The organism is Alloprevotella sp. oral taxon 473 str. F0040, from assembly GCF_000318095.2.
Taxonomy (GTDB): Bacteria; Bacteroidota; Bacteroidia; order Bacteroidales; family Bacteroidaceae; genus Alloprevotella.
This window is the reverse complement of the sequence record NZ_KB290708.1, coordinates 1-1,969: the sequence shown is the minus strand read 5'-3', so window position 1 is coordinate 1,969 and position 1,969 is coordinate 1. Positions and strand designations below refer to the sequence as shown.

Annotated in this window: 1 rRNA gene; it reads left to right on the top strand. The window is 50.8% G+C overall.

From position 1 onward, the window contains the following. A 23S ribosomal RNA gene (locus tag HMPREF9999_RS01525) occupies positions 1–1,969 on the top strand; the annotation flags it as partial.

Genomic DNA, 1,969 nt, shown 5'->3' with positions numbered 1-1,969 from the left:
GTGACGGCGTGCCTTTTGCATAATGAACCTACGAGTTACCGTCGTCGGCAAGGTTAAGTGCTATGAAGCACGTAAGCCGAAGCGAAAGCGAGTCTGAACAGGGCGCATAGTCGGCGGTGGTAGACGCGAAACCAAGTGATCTACCCTTGTCCAGGTTGAAGTCCCGGTAACACGGGATGGAGGACCGAACCAATAAGCGTTGAAAAGCTTCTGGATGAGGTGAGGGTAGGAGTGAAAGGCCAATCAAACTTGGAGATAGCTCGTACTCCCCGAAATGCATTTAGGTGCAGCCTCGGGCGTTCCCTGTGTGAGGTAGAGCGACTGATTGGATGCGAGGGCTTCACCGCCTATCAAGTCCAGACAAACTCCGAATGCACACAGGCTAAGCCCGGGAGTGAGGGCGTGGGTGCTAAGGTCCACGCCCGAGAGGAGAAGAATCCTGACCACCGGCTAAGGCCCCGAAATATAGGCTAAGTTAAACTAACGAAGTGTGGTCCCCGTGACAGCTAGGATGTTGGCTTGGAAGCAGCCATTCATTCAAAGAGTGCGTAACAGCTCACTAGTCGAGGGACTGTGCATGGATAATAATCGGGTATAAAGTCTATTGCCGAAGCCGTGGGATATCTAATGATATCGGTAGGGGAGCATTCATGCGGCCTTGAAGATAGAGGATAACCTCTGTTGGAGCTTCATGAAAAGCAAATGTAGGTATAAGTAACGATAAAGAGTGTGAGATGCACTCTCGCCGAAAGACTAAGGTTTCCAGGGCAACGTTAATCGCCCCTGGGTCAGTCGGGACCTAAGGTTCAACCTAATGGTGATGCCGATGGCAGAAACGGTTAATATTCCGTTACTATCTTTGTTGGCGATGTGGAGACGGAGGAGTGACACTTCCGCGAGCTGACGGAATAGCTCGTTAAAGACCGTAGGTAATGAGGATGGCAGGCAAATCCACCATCTGAGCTGAAAGTTGATAGTATACAGCGTCTTCGGACAATGTAATAGTGAAGGTAATCCTACTCCCGAGAAAATCCGCTAAGCTTAACATCAAAGATACCCGTACCGTAAACGGACACACGTAGTCGGGTAGAATATACTAAGGCGCTTGGAAGATTCATGGTTAAGGAACTAGGCAAATTGACCCCGTAACTTCGGAATAAGGGGTCCTCACAGTAATGTGAGGCGCAGAGAATCGGCCCAGGCAACTGTTTAACAAAAACACAGGGCTGTGCAAAATCGAAAGATGCAGTATACAGTCTGACACCTGCCCGGTGCTGGAAGGTTAAGAGGAGAGCTTAGATGCAAGTCGAAGGTTTGAATTGAAGCCCCAGTAAACGGCGGCCGTAACTATAACGGTCCTAAGGTAGCGAAATTCCTTGTCGGGTAAGTTCCGACCTGCACGAATGGTGTAATGATCTGGGCACTGTCTCAACCATGATTCCAGTGAAATTGTAGTATCGGTGAAGATGCCGATTACCCGCGATGGGACGAAAAGACCCCGTGAACCTTTACTATAGCTTAACGTTGTAATTGGGCAGTCGATGTGTAGGATAGGTCGGAGGCAATGAAGCAGGCACGCCAGTGTTTGTGGAGCCGCTGTTGAAATACGACCCTTTGGCTGTCTGGTTCCTAACTCTCAGATGAGAGGACCGCGTTTGGTGGGTAGTTTGACTGGGGTGGTCGCCTCCAAAAGCGTAACGGAGGCTTCTAAAGGTGCCCTCAGGCCGATTGGTAACCGGCCGTAGAGTGTAATGGCAAAAGGGCGCTTGACTGAGAGACCTACAAGTCGATCAGGTGCGAAAGCAGAGCATAGTGATCCGGTGGTTCCGTATGGAAGGGCCATCGCTCAAAGGATAAAAGGTACTCCGGGGATAACAGGCTGATCCCTCCCAAGAGCTCATATCGACGGAGTGGTTTGGCACCTCGATGTCGGCTCGTCACATCCTGGGGCTGGAGAAGGTCCCAAGGG